The organism is Streptomyces sp. NPDC005374, assembly GCF_042872225.1.
Lineage (GTDB): Bacteria > Actinomycetota > Actinomycetes > Streptomycetales > Streptomycetaceae > Streptomyces.
On the sequence record NZ_JBIAKA010000025.1, the window covers coordinates 28075 to 50230 of the forward strand.

Here is a 22156-nt window from a genome sequence, read left to right on the forward strand (position 1 = left end):
TGGCGATGAATGAAAGCGATATTCGACGCATCGCGGAGATCACCCTCCCCCTGACCGTCGGCCCGTACTTCGCGACGGCCGAGTCCGACCCCGTACCGCTGCAGGAGTTCGCCGAGTCCGTCGGCCGTACGGTCGTGCTGGACGAATGCCGGCAGTGGACGCGGCTCGGTTCGGACCGCGGGTTCGAGCTCTGCGCCGACCCCGAGGGCGTCGTACGGGCCGTACTCCTCGACTGGACCGAGGAGTCGAGGTTCGTGAACGCGACCGCGGAGGCGTTCGCCCAGTCACTCGCCGCGCTCGACCAGGCCCTCGCCGCGATCCTCGGCACCGACGAGCCGCAGGCGGCCGCCGCCGCGTACGCGGAGCTGGAGCAGCGGCTGCGGGCGCTGGACGCGCGGGCGTTCGAGGGACGCGAAAACTGGTGGCCCCTCGTCCTGGACGACATCCGGGACACCGCGAGCGCGGAGTGGTTCACCGCCTTCGAGATCCTGAACGACCAGGGCGAGAAGCAGATCGTCACCCAGGCCGGCGACATCGGCGTCCACCCGGAGGAGCGGCTGTGGGCCCGGTTGCAGGCCGCGGGTGTGGAACCGGAGCAGGTCCTGCGGATCCACACCGAGTTGGAGGCCTGCTTCACGCCCGGGCACTACTGCTCGCTGTGGCTCGGGCAGACCTTCCCCGAGGCGCAGCTGACGCACAACTTCCCCTACGGGGAGACGGCCGAGTCCCGCGCCGAGGGCATCCGGCAACTGCGTGAAGCAGCGGCCCAGCAGCCGCAGTAAAGGGGATCCAGCACATCATGACCGTCGGTACCGTCACGCCGGACATCGCCTCCTGGCCGCCGCTGGACGACGAAAAGCGGGCTGCGGGGCAGCAGTTGCTCGACTGGGCGGCCGACACCGAAGGACCCCGGCTGTGTCTGCTGCGGGGCGCGGAGGGCAGCGGAAAGAGCGGCCTGCTCGCCTGGCTCCTGGCCGGGACCGTCGGCCGGCCGGGGATCACCGTCCATGCCACCGTGCCGTCCGCGGGGCTGACAACGGAGACCTTCGCCTGGGAGTTGGGGCGCCAGCTCGGCTACGGCACCCTCTCCCCCGCCCGTCTGCTCGACCAAGTGGGCGCGGACGAACGGCCGTTGCTGCTGCTCATACCCGATCTGCACCGGGCGGGAGCCGGACCCGCGGATCTTCCGTCGGCGGCACCGGAGACGCTGGTCACCGAGCTGCTGGAGCCGTTGCTCGCGATTCCCCATCTGCGTGCGGCCGTCGAGGTCGGCAGGTCGGGGTTGCTGACCACGGACGGCGTCGAGGTCATCGACCTGGGGGACGGCGTCGGCAAAGGCCCCGACCAGGCTTCGTACGGCGATCTCGTCGCCACGGTTCCGCACACACCGGACGACCGCCCGGACTGGTCCCGGGCTCCCGACGCGGTACGCCGCCGCATCCTCGACGTGGCACTGCGCACCGATGACGAAGGCGCCGCCGTACGCGGCCTGTTGGCGGATCCCGGGTTCCTGGTGCACGGTTCGGCCGCCGCGCTCACCGCCACCCTCGCCGACGAGCGCATCCCGGTGCCGGGGCGACTCCGCGAGGTGTGGAGGCGTGCCGCACCGGAACTGACGGCGTATCACACCGACAGCGCCGAACGGGCCGCCCTGCTGCACGCCGCCGCGGTCGGCACGGACCCGCACCTGACCGAGTACCTGCGCCCGCTCGCCCAGCGGCACTGGTGGTCGGCGGCGTGGGCCCGCCCGGACCTCTCGGTGACCGCACTGGCTCAACTGCCGGGCGGGGAGCATCGGTTGCTGGTGTCGGACCCGGCGGGGCGGCTGCGGACGTACGACGTGGAGAGCGGTGCGCCGGACGGGACCGCGTCGTCATTCACCCACCCGACCCCCGTACGACCGCGTTCCGTCGCCCCTCGTGACGCCCGTTCGGCGCTGCTGCTCGACGGGTCCGACGCACTGCTGCCGCTCGTGACCGAGGACGACCCGACCACCGCGTTCGCGCTCGGGCGCATCGCCGAGCACCACGGTTCGGCCGCGCTCGCCGAGGAGGAGTCGCTGGTCACCGCGCTCGGCAGCGGCGGCTCCCGGAGCGCGTACGCGGTCGTCGGCGACCGGGGCGGCACGGTGCACGTGTGGTCCCTGGGCGAGTACCAGGACGTCCCGCGCTCCTACCGCGTGCACGAACAGCCGGTCACGGCCGTCACCTGCGTCGACACCGCCGACGGCCTGACCCTGACCTTCAGCGCCGGAGCGGACGGCTCGGTGAGGCTGTGGGAGGTCTCGGCCGAGCCGATGCCCGTGCCGGTGCAGCAGCGCCGGTACCGGACCACCGCGCTCGCCGCCGCCGACACCCCCGCCGGCCCGGTGCTCGCCGTGGCCTGGAGCGACGGCGAGCTGCACCTGTGGCACGTGCTCTCGGGCAGAGTGCGCGTGCTGCCATGGCTGCACGGCTGCGACGCCCTCACGATGACACCCGAGGGTCTGCTGGTCCTCGGGAACGCCGAGGGGCTGTATGGCGTACGGCTGCGGCTGGATGGGCTGTGGGAGGAGTGAGGTGGCTTGCCGGCCAAGACGAAGGCGCTGCGGGGCGCCGGCCATCGCCGGGGCCGTCGTGGAGATACCTGCGTGGCCAGTTCCAGGAAGTCCTCCTCGGCCTCGGTTTCGGCGACGGAAATCCCGGGATATTGGGCGGGATTGACCAGGATGTACCCCGGGCGTTCGGGGCACCGCCCCGGATCTCGCCGCGCAACTCCTCGCGCAACGCCTCGGGCGCGACCTTCCTACGGTTGCGCCGCGGCAGGTCCGTTCTGTCGCCGTAGCAGTACGGTCGTCGAGCTTGTCCATGTCGTACCGCCGCCCGCAGGGCGGGCGGCGCGTATTCGCAGAGGCAGGGAGGCTGGGCACCGCTGCCGCAGCCGTAACTCTTCCGCGGTCTACGGGGAAAGAAGGTGAGGCGGCTCCGGTATGAAGGGGCTGTCAACCCGTTGCGTCGTCGCCGTTCTCCATCCTCACCACCGCCTGCGTGGTGAAGGCGGCGAGGGGTGCCACGACACCCGCCGCGGCGGTCCACAGCCGCCAAGCGCCGCTGTCCGGGACGAGCAGCAGGACTGCCAGACAACCGAGTGCCACCGCGGCCCCCGCGAGGAGCAGCGCGGACGCGGTCGCGAGCCAGCCGGCGCCGAGGTCAAGGAGGCGGACCCGGCGGTCGGGGTCGGGATGTGCGGGATCCATGACGCCCGCCTCTTCCATCTGCTCCGCCACCCGCACCGGGACCGCACCCGGCAGTTGCCAGCCGTCGTCGCCCACGAGTTCGGCGAGGACGTCCCGGCCACGGTGCTGTCGCGGATGCCAGAGCAGCCAGCCCTGTGCGCCCGTCAGGACGGTCCCTGCGACTTCGCCGGCCATCTGGGCGTGGAAGGGAACCTGTCGTTCGCGGCCCTCCAGCGCCAGGCATCGCACGGTACGGGTGTTCTCCCGGCGCTTCTTCTCGTCCGCCGCTTCCGGGCTGCCGGGCGGGGGTGCGTCCGTGTGCGCGACGGTTCCTTTGACGGTGACGCGCAGTGCCTTCCAGTCGGGACCGACGGTGCGCGGGGGACGGCGCAGGCTCTCTTTCCTCCACCAGTAGACGAGCGGGCCGAGAGTCGCCAGGGCCCAGAAGCCCGCGATCGTCCAAGAGTCACCGAACTGCACGGCCCGCCCCGCGAGTTGCCGCTCGACGTCCTCGCGTTGGTCGTCGCCGATCGCGCCCAGCTCGGGGTGGGTGGGGGCGTAGGCGACGTAGAGCTCGCTGCCGACGCCCTGACGCCGATTGGTGGAGGCCTCGAATGTGGCCGGCACAGCGCGTCCGCCGTTCGGTGACGGGAGCAGGACCGTGAGGTCGGCCGTGGCGGCGGCGAAGCGGCTGCTCCCCTCCGCGACCTCGTTCTCGATCTTCACGATGGGACGCTTCTCGATCACCGCATCCGCCTCGGCGAGTACAGCACTCGTACCCGTCCCCCGCGCGTCGGCTGCCGCCAGCGTCACCCAGAGGGTCAACAGCGTGGGAACGGCGACCATCGCACCCGCGTAGCGGGCCGACAACCAGCGCGTTCCGCCCAGCCGCAAGGGCACTGTGCCCTCACCACGGCCCGGGGTGGTCAGAGCGACCCGCACTCCCCGTCGGTAGGTCTCGCGACGGCACGGACCGCCCGCGCACCCCACCACCACGCCCAGGACCACCACGCATGCGGCCAGCAGCGCCAACGAACACCACAGGGCAGCCGTCCGGACCAGCGTGGCTCCCAAGAAGAGCCACGCGGCGGTCAGCACCACGAGAGCGAGCGGGACTGCCGCGGCGACGAATCTTCCACAGCGCGGGAAGAGACGAAACCCGGCCTCGCCTGCACCGTTCGCGTCCTTGTCCATAGTCCGCTCACTGCTCACCCGAACACTCCATAGCGCTGTGTGTCGGGCCACTCCCGCAAAGCCTTGCCATCCTCAGTCGCGTCCTTCCGACTGTCAGCGGCAGCGCCGGGCCTTTCCTTTTCGGCATCCGCGTTGGGATCACCGTTGACCGCCCCGTCGAGTTGCTTGGAGAGGTTGCCGCCGACGCCGAGGCCCAAGCCGATGGGGGCGTTCGTCGCGACATCACCGACCAGGCTGTGCGTCGCGGAGAGGGTCCGGCCGTCCGTGGCCCGGTGCACTGCCACACTCCCTGCTGTTCCGGTCAGGCCTCCGGCGAGGGCTCCGAGTGCCAGCTGCGATCCGTCGAATCGTTGCTTGCCACGAAGGGTGTTGACGGTGTCACCGGCGACCGACGAGAGAACCCCCACCGTCGCGCCGTCCACGGCGTTCGCCATCATGCCTCCGCCCAGCGTCGAGGCCAGATGGCCCGTCAGGAACTTCCCGCCGAGGACGCCCACAGCACCGTTGATGGCATTGCTCTGATACTCGGGGCCATTGTCGGTGGCCAAACTCGTGACGATTCCCGTACCGGTTCCCGCGCCCCACTGCACACTGAGCTCGGCAGCCAGCCGCAACCACGCGTTCCCCCTCGCCAACCCGCGAAGGTACCGGAACACACGAGCAGCGGAGTTGAGCAGGCGCCCCAACTTCGAGGCGGCGTCGGCGGCCTGCGCGGCCAGACGGAGTGCGTTGGCGGCTCCGGCAGGCGCGGAGAAGCCCAGGGTGACAAACGAGAGCGCGGCCGACGCGGCGATGGAGACACCGATCTCAAGGTAGATCTGATGGATCTCCTCGTTGATCTCCTCGATGTTGTCGGCCGCCTCCTCAAGCCCCTTCGCCGCCTGCCCGAACAGCGGCACAGTCTCATGGACCGCGTCACCGATCTTCTTCCAGTACGCGCGAAAGGCCTCGGCCGACTCCCCTCGCCAGTGCTCGCCGAGGACGCCCTGCACCTTCCTGTCGAGCCCGCCGTACGCCTCCGCGAGCTCCTCTCCCATGGTCCGCCACCCCTTGGCCGCCGCACGCAGCACATCCGGGCGGCCTCCGGGATTCACGAGCTCGATCCCGGCTTCGTACACCTTCTCGGCGAGGCTCTCCCCGCTCACGTCCGGCCGCCCTTGAAGAGACCGGTGAGAGCGTCGTCCGAGGCTGCGGAGTTCTCCGCGTTGTCCTTGAGGGCCTGACTCACCTCGTCGAAGTGCCGCGCCAGATCCCCGAGCGACTCGGCCATCTCCGAGGCCAGTTCGACGTAGGTCGACGTCACCTCCTCGGATTCCGTGAGCAACCCGAAACCGTCGTGGATCTGCTCCGCTCCTGCCGCCCCCTGAAAGCCCTTGACCGCACTGGCAAGGTCGTACGCCCGCGTGTCGAACGCGTTGGCCAGCTTGGCCAGTTCCTGCGGATCCACATAGAAGTCACCGGACATGCGTCGCTTCGCACCCCTCACCCTTCGAGATCTTGATGTGCACTTCCGCAACCTCGCGCCGACCGAAGAGTCACGTACCTGCACACGATGGAGGGACTGCGTCAACCAAGGGACGCCGTATGCCCCTTCACCGCGTTCCCGACGGCATCCAGACCTTCCGCCGTACGGCATCACGAGCGGCTGGCCGGTCGGCGACGTGGGTGAGGTCGACATGAGTGGGTTCGACGTGAACCTGCGGTCCCTGCCCTCGACCGGGGAGGCGTGGTAGTACCCCGCGTACTTGCCGTTGGCCAGCGCGTCCGACGCGTCGGACGCGTCGCTGAAGGGGCCGTACGCAGCGGTGAGTTGCAAGCCCCCAACGAGCAGACAGTCTTCCACCGGTGACTTTCCTACGTCGGTCTCGCGCACTGTCGATGCGAAGGCCATCCCGTCCCAGGTCCCCGAGGCATCATCAGCCGATACGGTCCTCGCGTCGGTCACCGGGGCGGGGAGCGCACTCACGTCGGCGGCTTCCGCTTCGCAGCCGGTCTTCTCCGCCGCACGCCGCGCTGCTCCGGCATCCAGTTGTCGCAGTCGAGGAGCACGGATGCCGTGGCTTCGTCGACGTCAGCAACCATCAGACACTGCCAACGCGCATTCAGGGGTGCCGGAAAGCGCTCCGGATCGCGCTGAAGGTGTGGGCGCCGTATGCGTTGAGGGCGCCCGCCGAGGTCTCGTTGGCGACCTCGGCGCAGCCCACCTTGCACCGAGTGGCCGGACCGGGGCGCCGTCACCTCGTCCGAGACATCGAATTGCCAACTGGACGTATGAAAACCGAGACCGGAAAGTACAGTTTCGACTTCCCACGGGATTCAAGCATCGGGCCGACCGGGAGCCTCCCGCTGCACGCCCGACCGGTCCGGGTGGCGGAGTACTGCAGCTGAGACCCATAGAAAACGAAACTCAGCGGGCAAGTGCCACCACGGAACCCATCAGACGACGCCCGCATTCCCCGCTCCGGAAACGCCGGAAAGCCCGGTGATGCCACCGCATGCCGGTCTCAGCCGTCCGAAGCGCTCGGGGAGGCCGATCCGGACGCTGTTGCGGAGGGGGAAGCCGAGCACTTGAAGACATCGTCACCGAGGTAGCTCGTTGCGACGGTCAGGGCGGAGACGAACGCCTTGGTCAGCGAGTCGTCGAGGGTCCGCGCCGGGGGCGGCTCCTTCACCTCGATCTCCAGCATGGCGTGATCGCGTGTCGCCTCTCCCGGAATGGCACAGGGCAGAGCCAGCCACGCCCGGTTCTGGTTCACGTTTCCCTTGGCCACCCGCACCTTGGTCGTCTCCAGGTATCCGGTGGCCGACCCGACCTTGAAGGTCTTGACGGTGGAGGGGCCCGGGGACCTGTACTTGTCGAGGTTGTCGATGGTGTCCGAGTGAAAGAGATAGTCGATCTCCACGGAGTGCTTCTCCCCGTAGAGATAGCATCTGCCGGCCGCGGTCCACTCCTTGGGATGGAAGTCGTGGGTCTCTTCGGACGTCACGCCACCGTCACCCGCGAGCGTTCCGGAGAACTCGCCCCGGAGCTTGCCGTCGCACACAGAGGTACTCCGGTTGTCCGTCTTGTCGTCGCCTCCGCTACTGCAGCTGGATACAGCCAGTGCCGCCGTGACGACCGCGACGAGCGGCCAGAGCCGCCGCCGGGCCCTGGAGAAGGTACGTGGCTCAGGAAAGCTGGGCACTGTCGTGATCACCGTCCGCTCGTCGTGGAGTTCCAAGTGGTGCCCGCGGCGTATCCGTCCTCCGAGGCACGCGCCACGGCCTCGGCATACACATTGATGTCCTGCTGGGACATCTGCAGACCGGAGTGCGCGATGGCCTGGCGCAGCGACTCCGCGCTCGAGGACCTCACCCCTTCCCTGCCCTCGGCATACCGTTCGCGTGCCTCGTGCTGGGCCTCGTCGACGGTGTCCTGCTGAACCTGGTCCACCACCATCGCCTGGATGTCCTCGACGGCCCATCCCGCGATCGTTCCCACGATCGGCACGGCGGTACTGGTCGCCGCCCCGACCGCCATGCCCAGGCCACGGCCCGCCCACTTGTCGCCCACCGCCACGGCGTCATTGAAGTCCTTGTCGGACGCCGAGTGCTCATCGAAGATCGCCTGGTCGCGTGCGTCACTGAGGATGCCTGCCACGACCCCGCCCGGATGAGCGACGTTCTGCATCGCGGTGGCCATGTCGGACGGGTTGCTCTCGGCCACCTGCTGCATCCAGATCGCGGTGTTGGCCTGTGAGGCCTCGGTGATCGCGACATAGGCATCCGGGTCCCGGCCGACCGTCCCGAGGAACGGCTGGAGAGTCGCCGTGTCCAGGTCGGCCTCCGCCCCGAAGGACTTGATCGTGCCCTGTTCGTTCCCCATGGCCGCCTGCACGTCCGCCATGTACTCCGCCGTCATGTTGCCCAGGCTGTCGCGGAGCGCGTCGCGACCGGAGTCACTGGCGAGCTTGGGATCGCCGCCGATGGTGTCGACCACGTCCTTCATCAGAGCCGCACGCTCGGGGGTGTGCTTCACGGGAGCGCCGTCGTCGTCGAAGGATCGGCCCGAGGTGGCGGACTCCATGGCGTGGCCGAGGTTGTTGTACCCGCTGGGGTTGGCGGGATCGCCCGTGTAGCCCGGCCCTTCGGGCCAGTGCCGGTCCTTCAGCAGGTAGTCCAGATGGTCCACCTTCTCACCGTCGATCGTGGCGTCCGAGGTGAGGAACTCGGTGGAGGCATCCGGATTGTGCCCCAGGGCGTCCATGAATCCCGTCATCGGGTCGAGCGCCCCGATGTTGGTCGAGCCCAGCGTCCGCGGATACCCCCAGTACGCATCCGGGTTCTGCCCCGCGTTGGCCCCGTTCTTCTCCGCCGTGATCAGTGCGTCGCCGTAGTCCTGGAGGAAGTCCTTGTCCCACTTGCCCTCGCCCATCAGGCTGCTGGTGAGCTGGTAGCCGCTGAGGCCGTACGGCGACTCGGTGGGGTTGGCGTTGAAGTCGCGCTGCCCCGCCTTGAGCAGGTCGTTCTGGAACTTGGTGATGTCCTTGTCGGGGCCGCCCTTGTCGTCCGACGTGGTGGCCGTTCCGATGGTGGTGCCCAAGTTCGCCTTGAGCTCCTTGAGTTGGGCCAGCTGCGCCTTGGAGAGCGTGGTGCCGGCCGGCGGGCTCATGAGCTCGTTGTACTTGCTCAGCATGTTCTCGCCGCCGGTCTTGACGGCGAAGTCCCTTGAGAACTCCGGGTCGTTCTTGTTCGCGGAGAGGAGCAGGTTGAGCTTGGTGATCTCGGCGTCGGAGAGCCGGCCCTTCTTGTTCATCAGCGCGGCCGCCTGGTCGGCTTCGACGGAGTCGAGGGTGGTGTAGACGCTGGTGTTGAAGGACTGGCTGTCGCCGTTGGAGTCTCGCTCCAGTGCCGAACTGGCGGCCTCGTCCGCGGCGGTGGCCAGTTCCAGGACCCGGGTCAGCCGGGAGACGAGCGAGTCCAGCTTCTTCTTGCGTTCCTCGGCGAGGCCGGGTGAGGCGGAGGCGGTCGGGCTGTCCTGCCTCGGGTCGACGTCCTCGACGCGGCCGTCGTCGTAGACCTTGTAGTGGTCGCTGCGTGCCTCGTCGAGCAGGGCGTGCAACTGCTTCTGGGAAGCGGTGAATTCGCCGTGGGCGTCCAGCAGCAGCTTGGCGATGCGCTCGGCCTCGGTGGCGGCGTTCTCGTACTCCGTGCGGGCCTTGCCCATGGTGACGAAGGCCGCGTCGGCCGCGTCGCCGTCCCAGTGGCCCTTGAGATGGTTGATGACCCGCTGCTCGAACTCCCGCTGCAGCGCGTCGTACTTGGCCGGCAGTGCCTTCCAGGACGCGGCGGCGTCGGCCAGCGGGCCGAGGTCGGCCTTGTCGAGGTAGGGGATGGACACCATGTGCGACAGCTCCTAGTGAGGGGGTTCCGGTCGGACTCGATGGGCCGGCCCGGGCAGCGCGACGGCGGCCCGGGCGGCCTGCTTCACCCGAAGGGTGTGCTGATCGAGTGCTGCCGGGCCTGCTCCTCCTGCTCGGTGCTGGTGTAGTGACCGGAGGTGGTGTGGAGCTTGTCGCTGATGTCCTGGAGCAGACGCTTGAGATTGAGGACCTGGGAGCCCCAGCGGACGTCCATGGTCACCAGGGAGCCGGCGGTGGCCCAGGAGCCGCCCTCGGCCATGCCGCCGGCGGTGTGCTTGTTCAGGCCCCTGGACGCGCTCAGGCAGTCGTCGTCGGCGCCGTTGTCGGCGTTCTCGGTGTCACCGCGCAGTTCGACGAGCGCGTTGGCGGCCTGGTCGAGGCGCTGGGTGTCGACGTCGGTTCCGCCACCACCACCGCCCCCTCCGCCGCCGTCCGCGGGCACGGAGTTCAGCCGCGTCCGAGTGGATTGGCCGTGCTGTGGCGCATCGAAGGGAGTACTCATCCCTTGTCCCATCCCCGTGGTGAAAAGTGGTGGGCATGCCCGGTCCGCTCCCCGGCCTGCGGATCTCGCCTCACCCGTACGACGTGAGGCGCCCACTCCGGCCGAGCCGCGCACTCGGCGCACTGAGGCGCGCTGCAGGGCGAGGACATGCCAATCAAGCAGGCTGAAGATACCGGATCTCCCGTTGTGCGGACCACCGTTCACCGGACCGTGAGACGCGAAGGCAGCCGCGGACGGCCCGACGGTCACCCACCCCGCCGAGCCGTCGCCTGCTCACTGCGGATCAGACCACGGGGGCCGCCACGACCGTCCCGGACGGCGCCTTCGCGCCCACCGGCGTGCCGAAGTCGGCGTCCGTGAGGTCCTGCATGTCGTCACGGGTGCTGTCCTGCTTGATGAAGTACGGCTTGCCGGTGGTCGCCACGTACCAGGTGACGGACTCCCCCTTCTCCGCCAGTACGAGCTCCACCGCCTGCTGACCGTCCACCGTGGTGACCTTGCCCTTGGTCGCCTTGCTGCCGGTGTCGAGCGTGTCGGGGGCGGTGAACTGTTCCGGGTGGCACCAGCTGGCGAGCTTCGCCATCAGCGCGTTGGCCGGTGTCCCGTGGATCCACTTCTCCGTGGACAACGTGGTCTTGCCGAGCGCCGCGTTCATGCCTTCGGCGAACGTCGAGTCGGGCTTTGCCCATACGTCGCTTCCCTTGCGGATGATCTCGAAGGAACCCTTCTCCGAGATCTCGACGGTGCCGACGCATTCCGTGGCGGACACCCGCAGATCGGTCTTGGCGTCGGCGCGCTCCATCTTCTCGTGGAAGGATCCCGCCGCGGCGTTGGTCTTCATGGCCGTGTTGTAGATCTCCTTCACGGAGAGCTTGTCGATTCCGTTCGGCTTGGCGGCGGGGATCGCATCCGCGGCCTTTGAGGGCGTGGAGCCGGCCGCGGAATCTGCGGCATTGCTGTCGCTGTTGCATGCCGTGAGTGACACCAGAGCGGTGGCACAGGCGACCGCAACGGCGACACGCCGCACGGAAAGAATCTGCTTCTGCATCAATACCCCGTAGATATTCGACAGCGGGCGAACTTGCGTGATCATTTAACAGCAGTCGCCCGGCACTCCAACTCGGTTACCGATCGGCGGAGTTGCAGCCCGAAACCCTCGGGGATATCGGGATATCGCACCTCGACGCCGATACGGCCGTCGCAGCCTAGCGGAACTCGCGAGCGAGCCGCGCTGAGATCTGATCGCCGGAGTGGGCGAGCCCGACGCAAGGACCGGCGACAGACAGCTCCGCTCTCCAAACATGGGCGAATCACAGCGATATCCCCACCCGTCGGCCACCAATGCTTCACACAACCCGCCGGGAGTCTCCGCCCCGCGCGGAACCATTCGGAATGCTCTTCAACCTCTCGGCACAGGTACTCGTAGATTGATCTCATGGGACTCTTCGACAAGTTGACCGGAACCCGGCGCCCCGCCGACGGTGTCGTACCAACCTCGGCCAAGGAGGTACGGACAGCACTCCTGGGCCTCAACCGGCCCGACCTCCCCTACGTCATCCGCGACGGCGCCCCGGAGGACGCGGACCTGGTCGCGGAGTGGCGACTGGCGGAGCCGATCTGGCAGCCCTTCTTCCTCCAGTCCCAACTGTCCCGCGCCGTCCGCATCCGTATGCGCCTTGTCCACGAGAACCACGAGGTACGCGCCTTGCAGGAAGGGTGGGAGGTCAGCCGCGTCGGGAATCCTCCGAGACTGAAGATTTCGTCGCAGTACACACGCGGACCCGGCAGGACCATCTCCACCCACCGAGGGATCCGACGCGGCGAGGACGGCAGCCGTGAGGTCACGCAGACTTTCCGCTTCGACAGCGCGGATCTCCTCGACCCCCTGCGGGACACCGTCCTCACGTCCGGCTGGACTTGGCGTGGGGTGGCCTTCGGCAAATTGTGAGATCGAGCGGCATCATTCTTTACCAAGACCAGAACACTTCACCCCCTCCCGCAGACAATCCGTTGGGGAGATCGGGAAAACCGCCCCGTATGGTGACGCGTCGCGAGTGACGCATCGATCGACGGGAGTGGCAAATGTCGCCTGTGTCAGGAACATTCCGCGTGGATGCCGAAGAACTGAACGGGCTGGCAACGAAATTGGGCGACTGCACTTCGGAGATGCGGGCTGCCGGCTACCGGCTGGAGCAGGCATCGGTTGAGGACATGGGCCATGAGGCGGTGGAATTCGCGTGCGGCAGCTTCCGGCATTCATGGGAGTACGGGATCAAACAGCTTTCCGAGCTGACCGACTCGATCCGAGGCGGATTGCAGGCCACTGCTCAGGCATACAGCCAGACCGACTTCGCCGTCCAGAAGGCGATGACACCGGCCACGGCCTCCAATAGCCCCGCCGCTGAGTCTTCACCGTTCGGTTGATTCCCTGAACACCGATTTCACCAACGGTCCTGCACCACAAGAACATGAATTCGGGGGACGACGTGCCCGTCATACCAGGAGCTCAGGGGGCCTTTCCCGCCTTGGGTTTCGACCCGGCGCCGGGTAACCCGGGCGCTGTGCAGGCGCTCGCCGACGACATCAACACGGCCTACGGCAAACTTCTCGCAGCTCAGGACATCCTGAAAGGCATCGTCCGCGGCAGCGGCGGCTGGACGGGCGTCGCGGCGGACGCCTTCACCGCGAAGGTGAAGGATCTTCCAGGACTGTTGTCCACCGCGACGGACGGATTCCACGAAGCCCAGAGCGCGCTGCTCGACTGGCAGCACCAACTGTCGTTCATGAAACGGTCCGCGCGTGAGTACGAGGCGCAGGCGGAGCGGGCCCGTCGGCAGGTGCTCACGGCGCAGGCCGATCCCGACCTGAAGCTGGCCGGCCGGACCTTCGCCACCGATGTGGCACTGGCCGACGCCCAGGGCCGTCTGGACAGTGCCACCGAACAACTCAGCCGGGCGCAGGCCGACTTCGACCGCATCCTCGAGGACGCCAGACGTCTTCAGCGGCAACACGACGACCTGGGCGACCAAGTCGCGGAACTGCTGCGCCGAGCCTGTGAGGAAGCCCCTGACGAACCAGGCTTCTTCGACCGGGTCAGGAAAGGCTTCGAGCAGCTCATCGAGGCCCATGCCTGGCTCGCCAACGAGGTCGCGGACTGGGTCAAGGAGCACGCCAACGCAATCGCCGCCATCGGAGACGTACTGTCCACGCTCAGTACGGTCATCGGTGTGGTCGGCCTGGCTCTGGACGCCACCGGTATCGGCGCCCCGGCCGGCGTCATCCTGGGCGCCGTGTCCGGCGGCCTCGCAGCGGGCGCCCTGGTCGTCCACGGTGGTGCCGCGCTCGCCGGGGCGGACGTGTCCTGGCGGACGTTCGCGGAGGATGCCGCCGGAGTCGTCTCGCTGGGAGCGGGCAGCGCTCTACTGAAGGGCGCCGACATGGCCGAGAAGACGGTGGCCGCCGTGGCGGGCGGCGAGAAGTTCCTCGGGATCGGTGGCACCGCCGACTCGATATGGGCGTCGGTCGAGGACAGCACCGCGGTCGGCTACTTCATCCCCCGTGATGTCCGGCAAGGCGTCGAGATGGCCGTACCCGGCGGGGGACTCGCGGTCGCCTTCGAGAACGCGTGGAACACCGGCAGCGAGAAGGACCGCACGGCACAGCACCGGGCGGGGAACTGAGGGCCAGACATGAAGACCGCCGTACTGCTTGCGCTCATGGGCCTGGGGCTCATCGTCCTGATCGCCCTGCCCTTCCTCTTCTACAACCTGCACGTCGGCTCTCCCGCGACACGCGAGCGCCGTCGACAGGAGATCCTCAAGTCCTTCGACGGACGGCCAGAGGTGCGGGTCCCGGCCACGGGCGCCGGCTTGTCGGTCGAGCAAACGGTGTGGCTCGCCCGCCGGCACGGCTACGACCTGTCACACACCGAGGGCTACCGCATGCAGAACCGGTACCTGGTTCTCCGACTCACCGGACCGTTCACCCCGTCCCTGCCGACCGGCTCTCTCCCCGGGCCCGGTTCCGCCGAACTCCAGTCCGCAGCCCAGCAAGTCAGGAAGTCCGTCAATCCTGGCGGCATCAAGCGACTGGCCCTCCTGCTCGGCCTCATCGGTGCCGCCGCGTCGGCGAAGGCCGTCAGCGCCGCACAGGCCGGACAGACGTTCGCCGTACCGGCTGTCATCGCCGTCGTGCTTCTGGCCGGAGCAGCAGCCCTCTACCTGACAGGCCGCTCCGCAGGGCGACGCGGAGAATGGACAGGCCCCCGATGAACGTCACTTTCCGGGTCCCTTCGTTCTTCCGGGAGATCATGCCGGGCCTTGACCCCGCCGAGGCACGCGCCCAAGCCGGGGCCCGAATCGGCCGACGTGCCGACGATCTCGACGATCTCGACGAAGAACGTCTCGACAGCCTCACAGCCGAGTACGCCAGGGCGTCCTCGATTCTCGAGGCGGCAAACATGTTCTACGCGGCAACATGCCTGGGCACAATCAACGGCGACCTGTCGAGCGGCACTCTGACCATCGCAAGGCAGCCTCTGACCTACCGCGATCCCCATACGGCCGTCATCGGCATCGGCGAGCTCATGACCCGTCGACACGGCCCCGACGGCGCCGTACGACTCTGGGACCTCCCCTGCGGCCAAGCCGTCCTGACCTTCCAGCAGAGCGCCACGCTCCGCATCCCGGCAGATCTCACCACGGCAGGCGAGGACCTCCCGGTCGAGGTCGCCCAGATCCAGGCTTTCATCCCTGTCCCCCGCGAAACCGTGCCCGGCGCACAGGACTTGATCGTGATCACCTTCAGCACACCCAGTACGGATCACTGGGAGGACTACTGCGGGGTGATCGCCGAGCTCCTCCGAAGCGTGACGCTGGCACCCGGCGGGGTGGGAGCCTGAATGCCTTGCCCGCAGGGGGCAGCGGATGTCGCTGACTGCGTCACCCCCGACTCGAAGGCGATCCAAGCGAGACCGACCTCCCACGGTCCCGCGCCCCGGAGACGGATCCGCTCGCCGATCTCGCCCGCAGTGGAATGTCTGCCAAGCGGGATCGGAGCGGACGGCGCAGGAAGGCCCGGCTCCTGTTTCTGCGACTGCTGTGCTCAGCGCGGCGTGTGCGTCCCGAATTGCCGCTGGTACTCCGGCACTTCTGCCGAACGGCGCAGTACCAGCCACTTCGGCGCGTAGCGAGCGGTGTCCTCGGGCAGGTGCCAGCCGTACTCCCCCACGATCTGCAACGCCCTCGTGGCACCGATCTGACGGAAACAGCTGTCATCCACCTGAATGATCTGCGCCGTGCTTCCCGCGCGTCCAGTCACAGCCCGGGGGCCGGCGAGCCGTTCCTGCAGGCACGCCGCCACCACCCCAGGACCATCCTGCGAGTTCACGGGCATCGCAGCTGCAGCCAACCAGGCAGCTCACTCTCGGCACCCTCTACCAGTACCCACCCGAACTCGTTGGAGGCGATGTCCAGTGCGCGCCCCGCCCCCAGAAGACGGTAGTAGCAGTCGTCGATACCCAGCCGGTGTTTGCCTCCGGAGCAGGGGAGCGGTACAGGTGCTCCAGGCCGCGGCGGGACGCAGTTCAGGCGATGGTCCGCGAGGAGCTGCCGCAACTCACGCTCCTGCGCCTGCGGGTAACGCATTCGGTCGAGACGCAGTCGCTCCCGGTCCACCCAGATCCGTCGCCGCCAACGCGGTTTCCGCATCCGTCCGGTACCCGATCCCTGGACCTCAATCTCGAGAACGGTCAGCAGCAACAGTGGAATCCGGGCGAGCAACCAGACCACGGGACCCCAGAGCCACTGCACGCAATACCGTACCCAGATACGAAACGCCGACTTGGGCGGTCTCGGATCCCAATCCCGGCCGATTCCAAGGGTCATGGTGCTCATCCAAATGCTCCGAGCCCTCGATGGGCCAGATCCTTGTACTTCTCGTACTTGCCCTGCACCTCGTCGGACAGCGCAGTTTCCGCCGACTCCACGAACTTGTATCCACGGTACGTGGCCTCCGCACCACGCGAGACCCACGAGGTCGGATCAATGAACGTCTTGCCGTTTTCACCCAGTTGTACGGCCTCGGCCAAAGCCGGGATCTTACCCAGCGGAGTGTGGTCGATGATCTTCGGGAAGAGGTGTTCGTCCGCCCATTTGACGGGACTTGTCAGCGGCCTCTCATACCGCGTCGCATCGTTGAAGACCCGTTCAGTGGCCATCGCGAGTCGGTCCTTCACTGAGTCGGCTGTGACCCGGTACACCGCCTTACCTTCACCGAACACACCCAGGAGTTTCTTCGACTCCAGGAATACCTCAGCGTTCTTGGCCTTCCCGGCAATCTCGGCTATACGGTCGGTCGCCTTGAACGAATCCGCCGCGATTTCCACCCCCTTCCATGCGCCCATGGCAACCTTGCCGCCCTTGAGGAGATCGCCGAAGGGTACGAAGCCAGCGATGTCGAGGCCGATGTCCAGCCAGGAACCCTTCTTGGCGCCGGCTGCCCAGCCCGCCGCGTAGAAGCCGACTGCGCCGGCGTTGAGGATCCTGCCGCGATCTCGAAGACGGCGGCTCCGATTACCGTCTCGGAGAAGACGATGGCCAGCACATCGCATGCTGCGGCCGCCATGCCAAGCCAGTCACCGATCTTGTAGATCGTGTCGGCGTGCTCCTGTATCCACTCCCAGATATCCCCGGCCAGATCCTTGATCTTGTCGCCGAGGCCTTTGAGCGCATCCATGAAACGGTCGAAGAGACCCGGCTTGTCCGGGGCGCCCTCGGCGGCTCTGCGAATGGCTTCGGCAGCGGCCCTCGCGGCTTCCTCGTGGTCACCGAGTAGATCCTGGGCCTTCTTGATGATGGCGTTCGGGTCGCCTCGTTGACCCGCTTGACCGCATAGTCGAGACGTTTCTGAGCGTTGTCCAGCGCCGTCTCGGAGTCGAAGGTCTTCCCCACGAGTCCGAGGTCGGGATTGGCATGGGCCTCCTTGAGGACCCTGCGGGCCTCCTCTGCCTCCCGCTCGTAACGGGCAGCGAGCACCTGGAAATCGCTGAGCCGAGAGTGCCACTGGTTCAGGGCCTGCGCGGCATCGGTCAGGGAACTGTGGCCGCCGGAAAGGTACTTCGGCAGCTCTCCGACCTTCTTGGCGAAGCCGGAAGCGGCATCGCCCTCCCATACGCCGTCCGTCTTCCCCACCTTGGTGAGCGTGCCGTGGGCCGTGCTCAGCTGGTTGCCCACTTTGCTCAAAGTGGCGACGAGTTGCTGCACCGATGCCGACACACCCGGCGCCGGGTCGAAGCCCAGCGCATCGTAGGCCTGCGTGCTCATGCGTTTACGTCCTCCTCGACGCGGTCATCCGAACGGGTTGGAGGTGGGTGGAGGGGCCATGGCAGGAATGAGGGGCAGTTCCTCCTGGTGGGCTTCATCGCCGGCACCGAAAGTGACGGTGTCGGCGGTGTCCGCCAGGATCGCCTGGTACATGTACAGGTCCTGAACGTCAGCGGTGCTCAGAGACATCAGGAGAACCCGATCCTCGTCAGGGAACGGCAACCAGATCTCTATGCGGATGGCGAATCGTTCCTGCGTACCGTCCGAAAGCTCCCAGACCATGCGCGTGCCTGCGACGTGCACGACGGCGGGGCCGGCCGGGAGGCGGACCTGCATGACGTCGCCACCGTCATTGCTCCGTGCCAGCGTCTCGGCGATTCCAGCCGCGGCAAGCGTGGGGTCAGGGTTGTCGAGGTCCTGAACACTGGCCAGCAGGGTGCAACGGCTGACCCGCTCCGGTCGCTCCAATCCGTCCGCACTACCTCCGACAGGAAAGACGCCCATCGCGCTGTAGACCGCTCCCTCGGAAGCCAAATGCCGCGAATTCGCCCCGTAGAGACCTGCGGTCAGCACTCGAAGTGGCTCCCGTTCTTCCTGCCCACCCCAGTAGTCACTCGCGAACGCAGCCATCTGCGCGTCAAAAGCGGACTCGTCGGCACCCATCCCCAAGGGGATTTCGTGGAACTCGGGCTGAACCTGGAAGCGAAACGTCGGCGCGGCAAGGCCGGCCTCCGCCTGCCCCTCGGTCGAGGACTCCGGTCCCGCCGTCACTTGTTGCCTGCCTTCCGTGACACTTGGAACGCCTCGGCGATCTGATCCTCCAGCGTCTCGTAGACCTTTCGGGACTCCGAGAGTCCTTCAGTAACGCCGCCCGTGGCATCGGCGATCAGACCGATCCCATAGCCCCATTTATCCTGGAACGCATCACAGGCCTCTTCCAGCTCGGCATAGACCGAGCCCTTGGGACCGATGTCCTTCAACTGCTTCAAAGCGAGGGCAAGACCGGCGGACGCGGACTGCTGCTTGTGGACGCGCTGACCTACCGCTGGGGCTTTCAGGAACGCGAAGGCGGAATCGGAAAGACGGTCTGGGCCGAGTTGAAGGCCCCGGGTGTGTCCGCCGGCCCGGTGTAGTTGAGTCCCCATACGGCTCGAACTGCGTTTACTGGCAAGGTCGCCACTGACCATAAGGCCGGGGCAGGCTGCCGCCGGGGGTGAAGTCACAGTGGCGGGCCGGTCAATCAACTGCGGCTCACGATCAGTCCGGTCCACTGCTAACGAGCGGCCCGCTTCTTCGGCATCAGTCGCTACCCTGCGCACACCTTCCGGGATACTGCAACGATATGAAGCGTCAGATCCCCGCCCGCTATTGTGACTTAAATTGCGGAAGCCTACAGGGGTTTACAAACGATCAAGGCTAATAACGAACGGCTTTCTTGATTCCGGCGCGCTTGGCCTGCGTGATGCGATCTCCTCCCGCGTTTTCTCGAGCTTCTGCTGTCTGGTGCCATTCGCTGGGCTGCATGAAGAGCAGCTCGCCCGTGCCCGGCACAATGGCCGCCCCGCCGAACGGATCATCGCCAGCGAACCAGACGCCGTCGACTGCCCTCTTGGGCCACCCTGAGCGCTGGAGGGGATCCTTTGGGAGCATCGTCACCAACTGACCAGCCTGTTGACTGAAACGCAGGTACTGCTTTCGGTTCTCCAACCTGCCCTGCTCTAGCGGCCCACGAAACTCCAACGGGTATGTTCGAAATACCCGAGAACAGTTCCAGATCATGGACATTCGCGCATAGAAGAGAATCGAGGTGAACATGAATCCAAGAAACCCAATAATTGCCACCGGCAGAAGGAATCCGCGATACTCCATCGGCCACAGGTACATCTGAACGAAGATTACCGCACAGGGAATGCCGAATTTAGCGAATCGCCTCAGTGCGATGCCGTAGTGATACTTCAGCGCACCTCTGAAGTCCGTTCCATCCGTTACGTAAGGAGCCGGAACAGTCTCTGCCATAGCATTTCCTCTGCGCTCGCCTGTGTTCATCCGAAGGGATTCGAATCTCCCGTTGCGGCACCAGGAGCAAAAAGCGGCCCCGAATTGACGCCGCCTTCGGTCAGCACTGCTGGATCAGCCAACGTAACCGTACGCGCAACGCCCAGCAATACTCCACGGTAGTCTGCCGAAAGTTCTATCACTGGAGTCACCAACTGCACAGTGATAACCGCTGAAGACGCCATATTGGGGATGGCAACGGTCCCCTGCCAAACGGTTTCCTCCGGAGGCGCCTCCTGACCCTCGGGAGGGGCGATCGGCGCGATGGTTCGCTGCTCGGACTCGATCAGGAATCCCGTCCCAACGGGGAGCGTCACCGGAACAATCCCGTTGTCGGGTCCCGTTCCAGTTCGCGACAAAATCTGCGTGAGCGCAGCCTTGGGGTTCGCGACCGGCGTCGGGAGTGTGGAGACCGTGAGGACGGACAGCGAAGACCCGCCGTTGTCATCGGGGTGCATTCCGAGAGCGCATCCCTGGACTTGTTGCTTCCGCAGCATCGCCACGACGACCGTGTACAAGCGGAGCACTTGCTCGGCGTGGTCACGGGCTTCGCTGGGAAGCTCATGGATCTGCCGCGCCACCTCTTGGAGACCCTCGGCGGTCGGCTGGAGGTCCAACCTGACGTAACCGTGCGGGAGCCCATACCAGAAGTCCGGCTTCGGCTCGGGTGGCGCAATGTCCAGAAAACCGTTCACAGCCGGACCCCTGTCACCAGTTCGCCCAGGTCGCGCACGATGTCGGTAACTCCACCCTTCAGATCTCTGGAGGCTGCGCCCATCTTCGTCACCTCCGCGGCATCATGCCCGGGCCCATCCTTCGGAAAGACACCAATGGACTCCAAGGAGGATGCCGAGTTCGCCAGAACGTTGGCACCTTGAATCGAATAGTCAAGCTTTCCGATGCGAGGATCCGTCGCAGACTCAAGGGCCTTGAAGTTGAATGCCGGCACAATTTCGCTGCCGAACTTACTGAACTTCGCTCCCAGCGACATGGCCTCACCGCCTTCTCTGGCCGCCGCCGCAACGAGCCCTACCTCACCTCCCGCTTTGGCGAGCGCTCCAACTCCGGGCACCATTCCGAGAGCATCGCCGGCGAGGGAGGCCCCCGCGAACAAGCCTTCCTTCAAACCGTATTTGAGCGTCAGCGCATCCCTGAAGTCCTCGCTGGCAAAGTTCTTGGCCATGGAGAGGGCACTCGCCCCCACCGCGATCGCCAGGAAGATCGGCGCCGCCGGCGTCGGCAGGAGTGCCAGCAGGCCGGCGATCGCCCCGATGGTTCCGGCGTGCTCCAGGATCTGCTCGCCGACCCATGCGAGGGCATCACCGATGGCCTGGACGGTCTTGCTGAGCCAGCCAGGCTCCTTCGGCGCCAACTTGTCGTCGGCCTCGTCCAGTTTGCCCGCGATGAAACTGGCCCGCTGAGTGTGCTCTTCCTCCAGCGTTCGCGCCTTCTTGATGACGTCGTCGTACGCGGTGGTGGCATTGTTGAGCTGGGTCGTGGCCTCGGTCAGCGCGCCTTCGGCGGCCCGTAGACGCGCCGTTGCGGCATCAGCCTCCGCCTGGCTGGGGAACTCCCTCCCGGCCAGCTTGAGGTCAGGATCCTTGGTGGCCTCGTCGTGGCGCTGCTGGGCCTTGGCTACCTCGGACTTGTTCTCCTGTGCGGCATCGTCGTACTTCCTCGCCAAGTCACGGTGCGATGCCAGGTCGCCGTCCCAGGTACCCAACCAGCCGGCCGCCTTCCCGAGGGACCGCCCCGCGTTCCTCATGTACTCCTTGAGGTCACCGTCGAGGGAATCCCGGAACGCGCTCGCCGCGTCCCCCTGCCAGCTGGAACTGGCCGCGAGCAACCGCTCGATCTGGCGATGGCAGTTGTCGAGCGTCTCCGCCGCCGACTTCACCTTGTGGTGCAGCGCGGAAACCTCGTCCGGTGCGCCGGGTACCGGGTTCCAACCGAGGCTCGGATACGGATTGGCACCCATCAGCGCCTCCCCCCTGCGTTCGCTGCCGCCGTATCCCCCATCTGCTGGAGGGCCTTCGAGAGCTCCTCCTCGAACTTCTTGTAGCTGAGCATGGTCGTCTCGACACCTTCGCCGACCGCCTCGATCAGCTCCTTCAACTCATCGGTCCCGTGCTGCCATCGATCCTGGAAGGTGTCGCAGGCCTCGTCCAACCGAGCTGTGCCGATCTGGTCGGCGCGGACATGCGCGAGAGCTTTACGCGCCCCCTCCAATTCCTCCACCGATCGCTTCAACGTGTCACCGAACGACTTCAGATGGTCAAGGTCAACCTTGAATTCCCCGCTCAATGCGACCCCTTCGCGACGGCAATAAAAGCAGCCCAGCGGCACGTAACAGCCAGCTCGCGCTTTCCCACGGCACCGCTCTGTGAAAACTTACCCGATCCTACCGAGGGCGATTATCACTCGGTCCACCTGATCGCACTGAATGACGAAGTGTGGAGCAGTTGTG

The 22156-nt window shown here is 66.7% G+C and carries 23 protein-coding genes; 7 read left to right on the top strand and 16 right to left on the bottom strand.

Annotation, left to right across the window (positions count from 1 at the left end):
• The first annotated feature begins 5 nt into the window (after positions 1–5).
• Complete coding sequence (locus ACFYRX_RS42425) at positions 6–782, top strand: nucleic acid/nucleotide deaminase domain-containing protein (protein WP_389112204.1); 777 nt, start codon at positions 6–8, stop codon at positions 780–782.
• A gap of 17 nt (positions 783–799) precedes the next feature.
• On the top strand, positions 800–2557 hold the full coding sequence (locus ACFYRX_RS42430; RefSeq protein WP_389112206.1) for a WD40 repeat domain-containing protein: 1758 nt from the start codon (positions 800–802) through the stop codon (positions 2555–2557).
• A gap of 423 nt (positions 2558–2980) precedes the next feature.
• On the opposite strand, the gene ACFYRX_RS42435 is transcribed toward ACFYRX_RS42430, so the two are convergent.
• The 7 genes from ACFYRX_RS42435 to ACFYRX_RS42465 form a co-directional block, all read right to left on the bottom strand.
• Positions 2981–4426, bottom strand: a complete 1446-nt coding sequence (locus tag ACFYRX_RS42435; protein ID WP_389112207.1) for a hypothetical protein — start codon at positions 4424–4426, stop codon at positions 2981–2983.
• Complete coding sequence (locus ACFYRX_RS42440; RefSeq protein WP_389112209.1) at positions 4423–5553, bottom strand: WXG100 family type VII secretion target; 1131 nt, start codon at positions 5551–5553, stop codon at positions 4423–4425. Before ACFYRX_RS42440 ends, ACFYRX_RS42435 begins: the two co-directional genes overlap by 4 nt.
• Positions 5550–5873 (bottom strand): hypothetical protein, encoded by a 324-nt coding sequence (locus ACFYRX_RS42445; RefSeq protein ID WP_389112211.1) that lies wholly within the window; start codon positions 5871–5873, stop codon positions 5550–5552. The genes ACFYRX_RS42440 and ACFYRX_RS42445 overlap by 4 nt, the downstream gene beginning before the upstream one ends.
• Before the next feature lie 1039 nt (positions 5874–6912).
• Entirely contained in the window at positions 6913–7395 is a 483-nt protein-coding gene (locus ACFYRX_RS42450) for a hypothetical protein (RefSeq protein WP_389112213.1), read from the bottom strand.
• A gap of 206 nt (positions 7396–7601) precedes the next feature.
• Positions 7602–9791: a DUF6571 family protein gene (locus tag ACFYRX_RS42455; protein WP_389112214.1), complete on the bottom strand. Its 2190-nt coding sequence runs from the start codon at positions 9789–9791 to the stop codon at positions 7602–7604.
• An 83-nt stretch (positions 9792–9874) separates the two neighbouring features.
• Positions 9875–10312, bottom strand: a complete 438-nt coding sequence (locus tag ACFYRX_RS42460; protein ID WP_389112215.1) for a hypothetical protein — start codon at positions 10310–10312, stop codon at positions 9875–9877.
• A gap of 283 nt (positions 10313–10595) precedes the next feature.
• A complete protein-coding gene (locus tag ACFYRX_RS42465; RefSeq protein WP_389112217.1) occupies positions 10596–11360 on the bottom strand; it encodes a hypothetical protein in 765 nt (254 codons plus the stop codon).
• Positions 11361–11747: 387 nt separating this feature from the next.
• Between ACFYRX_RS42465 and ACFYRX_RS42470 the strand changes: the two genes are divergently transcribed.
• From ACFYRX_RS42470 to ACFYRX_RS42490, 5 genes are all read left to right on the top strand, one after another.
• Positions 11748–12260: a hypothetical protein gene (locus ACFYRX_RS42470; protein ID WP_389112219.1), complete on the top strand. Its 513-nt coding sequence runs from the start codon at positions 11748–11750 to the stop codon at positions 12258–12260.
• Positions 12261–12421: 161 nt separating this feature from the next.
• On the top strand, positions 12422–12736 hold the full coding sequence (locus ACFYRX_RS42475; RefSeq protein WP_389112221.1) for a hypothetical protein: 315 nt from the start codon (positions 12422–12424) through the stop codon (positions 12734–12736).
• A gap of 44 nt (positions 12737–12780) precedes the next feature.
• Positions 12781–13992 carry a putative T7SS-secreted protein gene (locus tag ACFYRX_RS42480; protein WP_389112222.1) on the top strand — a complete coding sequence of 404 codons (1212 nt, stop codon included), beginning with the start codon at positions 12781–12783 and terminating at the stop codon, positions 13990–13992.
• A gap of 9 nt (positions 13993–14001) precedes the next feature.
• A complete protein-coding gene (locus ACFYRX_RS42485; protein WP_389112224.1) occupies positions 14002–14583 on the top strand; it encodes a hypothetical protein in 582 nt (193 codons plus the stop codon).
• Entirely contained in the window at positions 14580–15212 is a 633-nt protein-coding gene (locus tag ACFYRX_RS42490; protein ID WP_389112226.1) for a hypothetical protein, read from the top strand. The genes ACFYRX_RS42485 and ACFYRX_RS42490 overlap by 4 nt, the downstream gene beginning before the upstream one ends.
• Positions 15213–15415: 203 nt before the next feature.
• On the opposite strand, the gene ACFYRX_RS42495 is transcribed toward ACFYRX_RS42490, so the two are convergent.
• From ACFYRX_RS42495 to ACFYRX_RS42535, 9 genes are all read right to left on the bottom strand, one after another.
• Positions 15416–15700, bottom strand: a complete 285-nt coding sequence (locus ACFYRX_RS42495) for a hypothetical protein (protein WP_389112228.1) — start codon at positions 15698–15700, stop codon at positions 15416–15418.
• Between the two features lie 502 nt (positions 15701–16202).
• A complete protein-coding gene (locus ACFYRX_RS42500; RefSeq protein ID WP_389112229.1) occupies positions 16203–16922 on the bottom strand; it encodes a hypothetical protein in 720 nt (239 codons plus the stop codon).
• Entirely contained in the window at positions 16885–17634 is a 750-nt protein-coding gene (locus ACFYRX_RS42505; RefSeq protein WP_389112231.1) for a hypothetical protein, read from the bottom strand. The genes ACFYRX_RS42500 and ACFYRX_RS42505 overlap by 38 nt, the downstream gene beginning before the upstream one ends.
• Positions 17635–17658: 24 nt before the next feature.
• A complete protein-coding gene (locus ACFYRX_RS42510) occupies positions 17659–18405 on the bottom strand; it encodes a hypothetical protein (protein WP_389112233.1) in 747 nt (248 codons plus the stop codon).
• Complete coding sequence (locus ACFYRX_RS42515) at positions 18402–18953, bottom strand: hypothetical protein (protein WP_389112234.1); 552 nt, start codon at positions 18951–18953, stop codon at positions 18402–18404. The genes ACFYRX_RS42510 and ACFYRX_RS42515 overlap by 4 nt, the downstream gene beginning before the upstream one ends.
• A 97-nt stretch (positions 18954–19050) precedes the next feature.
• Positions 19051–19650, bottom strand: coding sequence for a hypothetical protein (locus ACFYRX_RS42520; protein ID WP_389112236.1), 600 nt, complete (start codon positions 19648–19650; stop codon positions 19051–19053).
• Between the two features lie 26 nt (positions 19651–19676).
• Positions 19677–20384, bottom strand: coding sequence for a hypothetical protein (locus tag ACFYRX_RS42525; RefSeq protein WP_389112237.1), 708 nt, complete (start codon positions 20382–20384; stop codon positions 19677–19679).
• A complete protein-coding gene (locus ACFYRX_RS42530; RefSeq protein WP_389112239.1) occupies positions 20381–21667 on the bottom strand; it encodes a putative T7SS-secreted protein in 1287 nt (428 codons plus the stop codon). The genes ACFYRX_RS42525 and ACFYRX_RS42530 overlap by 4 nt, the downstream gene beginning before the upstream one ends.
• Positions 21667–21993 carry a hypothetical protein gene (locus ACFYRX_RS42535; protein ID WP_389112241.1) on the bottom strand — a complete coding sequence of 109 codons (327 nt, stop codon included), beginning with the start codon at positions 21991–21993 and terminating at the stop codon, positions 21667–21669. Before ACFYRX_RS42535 ends, ACFYRX_RS42530 begins: the two co-directional genes overlap by 1 nt.
• Between the last annotated feature and the right edge of the window lie 163 nt (positions 21994–22156).